The organism is Mycobacterium sp. ENV421, assembly GCF_002887815.1.
Lineage (GTDB): Bacteria > Actinomycetota > Actinomycetes > Mycobacteriales > Mycobacteriaceae > Mycobacterium.
Genome location: NZ_PDHO01000026.1, coordinates 63,950 through 70,463, shown reverse-complemented (window position 1 = coordinate 70,463; position 6,514 = coordinate 63,950). Strand labels below are relative to the sequence as shown.

The window sequence follows — 6,514 nt, the reverse complement described above, 5'->3', positions numbered from 1 at the left end:
CACCGGCCAGTCAGGCCGCGTGACCGAAACTGTCACCTGATCGTGCAGCAGACCCTTCCGACCAGCAGCACACCCGGCTGCATGCTGCCGGCCAACACCATGCCTCTGTCGAACCTGTTGTGCCCGGACGGGATGTGCCCCACCCCGGGGATGTTCAAGCCACCGTCTGATGCGCGAAGCTCGTCGGGCACCTCCACCTGGGCCAGCCGTGCGACGGTCTCGGACGTGGTGCCGGGGAAGTCGATGCCGACGCTCTTGCGCACCAGACTTCGGCCACCGTCGGCTCCCACGAGGTAACCGGCGCTCAGCTCGTAGACACCGTCGGGGGTGGCGACACTCAGCGCGACACCGTCCTCGGCCGGCTGGAGCCCGGTCAATTCGTGTCCCCACCGCAGATCCACGCCGAGGTCGCGGGCACGCTTCTCCAGCAGCCGGACCAGCCGGGGCTGCGGCATCATCATCGCGTACATCGGACTGGTGGACAGGTCGGGATAGGCCAGCTGCATCCCGGAGAACATCCATCCAGGCAAGGCCTGCGGCCTGTCCTCACCGGTGAACGCCGAATAGAGACCGCGCATGTCGAGCATCCGGACCACCTGTCCGACAAGGCCGTTGGCCTTGGGCTCGTCGCTGGCAGCGGGCAGCGCGTCGAGGACGACCGGGGTGATCCCGGCCAGGGCCAGCTCACAGGCCAGCATCAGGCCGTTGGGCCCGGCGCCGGAGATGACGACTTCGTGGTTCTGGGTCATGACGATGTCCTCTTCGGTTCGGGAAGGCCTGCAACGACATCGGCGAAGCCGCGGCGCATCAGGCCGACGATCGGAACGGGCGGGTCGGCGGCGATGTAGGTGTCCATGGCGGCTTCGGCGACGGCGCGGACGCTGGCGGCCACGAGGCGGGGGTACATGTCGCGCACCGGGTCGGTTCCGGTCCGCTCGGCGATCGCCTCGATCCATTCGGCCATCAGGTTGTCGGCCAACGCATTACGCACCTCGTTGGCCATGGTCAATTCGACGAGCTGATCCAGCTGCGCCCGCGTCGGCGCGAAGTCCTCGCCCATCTCGGCGAGCATCGGCTCGAGCACCGACTCGGCGATCGCCGTCCACAGCGGCTCGTCCGCCGGCCATGACCGAAACACAGTGAGGCTGCGGCGCATTCGTTCGATCTGACGGTAGGCGATCGCCTCGTATTTGCCCGCGAAGTAATTGTTGAACGTGCGCAGGGATACCCCGGCGCGCTCCGCGATGGCCTCGCGGGTGACGTTGTCCAGCCCGCGCTCGAACACCAGATGCAGCGCGGCGTCACTGAGCGCTCTGCGGGTGTCGGCCTTTTTACGTTCGCGCAGTCCCTCGGTCACGCCGCCACGATACCCACAAAGTTGCACACCGTGCAAGATTGCCCGTCAGGCAATTATCTCTATGACGTCCCCAGCGGGTCGATCGTCGAGGCCACGTACACCATGATCACGCAGACTGTGGTCATCGTCGCGAAGTCGACGCCCCGCGACCGCACCGCCAGCAGGCCCGCACGCTCCTCGGTGAGCACCAACCGCAGCGCCGCGGCCACCCCCACCGCGATGCCGATCAGTAGCGAGCCCCGGCGCCAGAATCCGGCCGCCACCAGCACGAAGGCGACCACGAAGATCAGCCCGACACCGAGGATCGGCCACTGGGAGCGCACCACACGCCTGACGAAGTCGACCGCCTCCGCGCCAGTCGGCAGTCGGCGCTTCGCGCGAGCCGTCACTGGGCCGCTTCGGCCAGTTCGACGACGTTGGTCAGCAGAAATGCCCGGGTCAGGGGGCCCACGCCGCCGGGATTGGGCGACACCCGGCCGGCGACCCCCCAGACGTCGGGGTGCACGTCGCCGGTGAGCTTGCCCTCGACCCGGCTGACACCCACGTCGACCACGGCCGCGCCGGGCTTCACCATGTCGGCGGTCAGCATGTGCGGAACACCGACGGCGGCGACGATGATGTCGGCCTGCCGAGTCAGCTCGGGCAGATCACGAGTCCCGGTGTGGCACAACGTCACTGTCGCGTTCTCGCTACGACGGGTGAGCAGCAGGCCCAGCGGGCGACCGACCGTCACACCACGGCCGATGACCACCACGTGCGCACCGGCGATCGGCACGTCGAAGCGGCGCAGCAGATGCACGATGCCCCGCGGCGTGCAGGGCAACGGCGCCGCCTTACCGAGCACCAGGCGGCCCAGGTTGGTCGGGTGCAGGCCGTCGGCGTCCTTGTCCGGGTCGACCCGTTCGAGCGCGGCGTTCTCGTCGAGGTGGCGCGGCAGCGGCAGCTGCACGATGTAGCCGGTGCATTCGGGGTTGGCGTTGAGCTCGTCGAGGGTGTCGTCGAGCTGCGCCTGGCTCACATCGGCGGGCAGATCCCGGCGGATCGAGGTGATCCCGACCTTCGCGCAATCGGAGTGCTTCCCTTTGACGTAAGCGTGCGAACCAGGGTCGTCGCCGACCAGGACGGTGCCCAGTCCCGGGGTTCGCCCCGCGGCGGTCAGCGCCGCCACACGGTCTTTGAGATCGACGAAGATCTCGTCACGGGTGAGCTTGCCGTCCAGGCTGATAGCGACCACGACCGTATTGTTCCATTGACCGAACGCGATCGTTGACAGCACTGTTCAGAGCGTGGTCAGCTGCGGTTATGAACAACGCGCCCGATGTGTTCAGCCCGGCCAAACTCGGCCCCATCACTCTGCGCAACCGGACCATCAAGTCGGCCACCTTCGAGGCGCGAACCCCCGACGACGTAGTGTCCGACGACCTGATCGCGTTCCACCGGGCGATCGCCGCCGGCGGCGTCGGCATGACGACCGTCGCCTACACCGCGGTGAGCCAGGGCGGGCGAACCAACGGCGGGCAGATCTGGATGCGTCCGGAAGCGGTGCCCGGCCTGCGCAGGCTCGCCGACGCCGTGCACGCCGAGGGTGCGGCGATCAGCGCGCAGATCGGTCACGCGGGCCCGGTCGCGAATGCCCGGTCCAACAAGGCGACCGCGCTGGCCCCGGTCCGGTTCTTCAACCCGCTGTCGATGAAGTTCGCCAAGCACGCCACCCGCGACGACATCAACAACGTCATCGCCGCGCACGCCTCGGCGGCCCGGTTCGCCATCGACTCCGGCTTCGACGCCGTCGAGATCCACCTCGGCCACAACTATCTGGCCAGCTCGTTCCTCTCTCCGATGATCAACCGGCGCTCCGATGAGTTCGGCGGGTCGCTGGAAAACCGGGCCAAGGTGGCCCGCGGCATCGTGATGGCCGTACGCCGCGAGGTCGAGCGGCTGGGCCCGGCCCCGATCGCGGTGACCGCGAAGCTCAACATGGCCGACGGAGTGCGCGGCTCGATCCAGATCGAGGAGTCGCTGCAAACCGCCAAGTGGCTGGAGGAAGACGGCGGCCTGGACGCGATCGAACTCACCGCGGGCAGCTCGCTGCTCAACCCGATGTACCTGTTCCGCGGCGACGCCCCGGTCAAGGAGTTCGCCGCGGCGCAGAAATGGCCGCTGAACTGGGGCATGCGGATGACCGGCAAGAAGTTCATGCGGGAATACCCCTACCGGGAGACCTACCTGCTGCGCGACGCCGAGCAGTTCCGCAAAGAGCTGACCATGCCGCTGATCCTGCTCGGCGGCATCACCAACCGCGAGAGCATGGACCGCGCGATGGCCGAGGGTTTCGAGTTCGTGGCGATGGGCCGGGCGTTGCTGGCCGAACCTGACCTGCTCAATCGCATTCAGGCCGACGGCGACGCGCATTCGGTGAAGTCGCTGTGCACGCACTGCAACAAATGCATGCCGACGATCTACTCGCGGACCCTGTGCGTGGTGACGGGCGGTCCTGCCTGACGGGCCGACGGGGCCGTTACCGATAGAGTTGGTCCCGATGACTCGACCAGCCGCGCCCGATCTGACAGTTCGGTACGACGGGTCGGAGCGTACTTTCGCCGCAGGGCACGATGTCGTGGTTGGCCGCGACCTCCGCGCTGACGTGCGGATCGCCCACCCCTTGATCTCTCGCGCCCATCTGGTGCTCCGTTTCGACCACGGCCGGTGGATGGCCGTCGACAACGGCTCACTGAACGGCATGTTCGTCAACGGCCGACGGGTGCCGTCCGTCGACATCAGTGACGGCCTGACCGTCAATGTCGGCAATCCCGACGGGCCGCCGATGAGCTTCGGCCTCGGCCGCCATCAGGGCTCGGTGGGACGCCCGCCGCAGACCTCGTCGGTGCGCATGTCGGTCCCGCCGTCGTCGCCGTCGTGGCCGGCCAACCCGAGTCGGGGTGCGCCGACCGCCGGGCAGTGGCAGCCCCCGCCGTCGCAAGCCCAGCCGACCCACCAGCCGCCGGTGTATCCGACCAGCGGCTCGCGGGCACAGCCGACCTATCACCCGCCCGCCGCGACGGGCCCGGTGGGACACACGCCCGCGGCGGCACCTACCCAGATGCGTCCGGCCGTCGGCAAGCCGGCGCAGTCGTCGTCGAATCTCGCGACGTCGATGCTGAAGATCCTGCGTCCCGGCGCGCCCGGCGACGTGCCGCCGGGCGGGATCAAGATCGGCCGCGCAACCGACAACGACATCGTCATCCCCGACGTGCTGGCCTCGCGCCACCACGCCACGCTGATCCCGACGCCGGGCGGCATGGAGATCGTCGACAACCGCAGCATCAACGGCACGTTCGTCAACGGCAGCCGGGTCGACACCGCGATGCTGAACGAGGGCGACACCGTCACGATCGGCAACATCGACCTCGTCTTCGCCGGCGGCACCCTGGCCCGGCGCACCGAGACGTCGGCGGCCACCGCCACCGGCGGTCTGGACGTGCGTGCGGTGACGTGGACGATCGAGCACAACAAGACGCTGCTGGACAACATCTCGCTGACCGCGCGCCCCGGCACGCTGACCGCCGTGATCGGCCCGTCCGGCGCGGGCAAGTCGACGTTCGCGCGACTCGTCGCCGGCTACACCCATCCGACAAGTGGCACCGTCACTTTCGAGGGTCACAACATCCACGCCGAGTACGCCTCCCTGCGATCCCGGATCGGCATGGTGCCGCAGGACGACGTGGTGCACGGCCAGCTGACCGTGAACCAGGCGCTGATGTACGCCGCGGAACTGCGGCTGCCGCCGGACACCACCAAGGAAGACCGCCAGCAGGTGGTGGCCCAGGTGCTCGCCGAGCTGGAGATGACCCAGCACCAGAACACCCGGGTGGACAAGCTCTCCGGCGGTCAGCGCAAGCGGGCTTCGGTGGCCCTCGAGCTGCTGACCGGCCCGTCGCTGCTGATCCTCGACGAGCCGACGTCCGGTCTGGACCCGGCGCTGGACCGCCAGGTCATGACGATGCTGCGCCAGCTGGCCGACGCCGGCCGGGTGGTGCTGGTGGTCACCCACTCGCTGACCTACCTCGACGTGTGCGACCAGGTGCTGCTGCTGGCACCCGGCGGCAAGACGGCGTTCTGTGGTCCGCCCAGCCAGATCGGGGCGGCGATGGGCACCACCAACTGGGCCGACATCTTCAGCTCGGTCGCCGGCGATCCCGACGGCGCCTATCAGCGCTACCTGCAACAGTCCGGGCCTGCTCCCCCACCGCCGCCGGTGGAGACGCCGTCGAACATGGGCGAGCCGACGCACACCAGCTTGCTGCGGCAGTTCTCCACGATCGCGCGTCGCCAGATGCGGCTGATCATCTCCGACCGCGGTTACTTCGCGTTCCTCGCGCTGCTGCCGTTCATCATGGGTGTGCTGTCGCTGTCGGTGCCCGGCACGGTCGGCTTCGGCGTACCCAACCCGATGGGTGATGCGCCCAACGAGCCCGGCCAGATCCTGGTGCTGCTCAACGTCGGCGCGATCTTCATGGGTACGGCGCTGACCGTGCGGGATCTGATCGGTGAGCGCCCGATCTTCCGAAGAGAACAAGCCGTCGGGTTGTCGACGACGGCGTACCTGTTGGCGAAGGTCTGTATCTACGCGGTGTTCGCGATCGTGCAGTCGACGATCGTCACGGCGATCACGATTGCCGGCAAGGGCGGCCCGACGCAGGGATCGCTGACGTTCCTGAGTCCGACGCTGGAGCTGTTCGTGGTGATGGCGGCGACGACGGTGACCGCGGCGATGGTGGGTCTGGCACTCTCGGCACTGGCCAAGTCCAACGAGCAGATCATGCCGCTGCTGGTGGTGGCCGTCATGAGCCAGCTGGTGTTCTCCGGCGGCATGATCCCGGTGACCGGACGCCTGGTGCTCGATCAGCTGTCCTGGATCACCCCGGCGCGCTGGGGTTTCGCGGCGTCGGCCTCGACCATCGACCTGATCAAACTGGTGCCGGGCCCGCTGACGCCGAAGGACCGGCACTGGGAGCACACCGCGTCGGCATGGTGGTTCAACATGGGCATGCTCGGGGCCCTGTGCATCGGGTATCTGTCGCTGGTGCGGTGGAAGATCCGGCTCAAGGGCGCGTGACGGTCGGTACGCCAGCTTCCGTTGAGGAGCAGCGCAACTGG

At 68.3% G+C, this 6,514-nt stretch carries 5 protein-coding genes and 1 pseudogene; 2 read left to right on the top strand and 4 right to left on the bottom strand.

The genetic code is table 11. The features are described from left to right. Positions 1 to 50: 50 nt before the first annotated feature. From CRM90_RS23495 to CRM90_RS23480, 4 genes and pseudogenes are all read right to left on the bottom strand, one after another. Positions 51 to 749 (bottom strand): annotated as a pseudogene (locus CRM90_RS23495) (FAD-dependent monooxygenase); the annotation flags it as partial. After that, positions 746 to 1,357: a TetR/AcrR family transcriptional regulator gene (locus tag CRM90_RS23490; RefSeq protein WP_102809336.1), complete on the bottom strand. Its 612-nt coding sequence runs from the start codon at positions 1,355 to 1,357 to the stop codon at positions 746 to 748. The pseudogene CRM90_RS23495 and the gene CRM90_RS23490, both read right to left, overlap by 4 nt. Before the next feature lie 59 nt (positions 1,358 to 1,416). Further along, positions 1,417 to 1,746: a DUF3017 domain-containing protein gene (locus CRM90_RS23485; protein ID WP_102809335.1), complete on the bottom strand. Its 330-nt coding sequence runs from the start codon at positions 1,744 to 1,746 to the stop codon at positions 1,417 to 1,419. Next, positions 1,743 to 2,591, bottom strand: coding sequence for a bifunctional methylenetetrahydrofolate dehydrogenase/methenyltetrahydrofolate cyclohydrolase (locus tag CRM90_RS23480; protein ID WP_102809345.1), 849 nt, complete (start codon positions 2,589 to 2,591; stop codon positions 1,743 to 1,745). The genes CRM90_RS23485 and CRM90_RS23480 overlap by 4 nt, the downstream gene beginning before the upstream one ends. A gap of 68 nt (positions 2,592 to 2,659) precedes the next feature. On the opposite strand from CRM90_RS23480, the gene CRM90_RS23475 reads away from it, so the two are divergent. Beyond that, entirely contained in the window at positions 2,660 to 3,859 is a 1,200-nt protein-coding gene (locus tag CRM90_RS23475; protein ID WP_102809334.1) for an NADH:flavin oxidoreductase, read from the top strand. Between the two features lie 37 nt (positions 3,860 to 3,896). Next, entirely contained in the window at positions 3,897 to 6,473 is a 2,577-nt protein-coding gene (locus CRM90_RS23470) for an FHA domain-containing protein (RefSeq protein ID WP_102809333.1), read from the top strand. Positions 6,474 to 6,514: the final 41 nt, after the last annotated feature.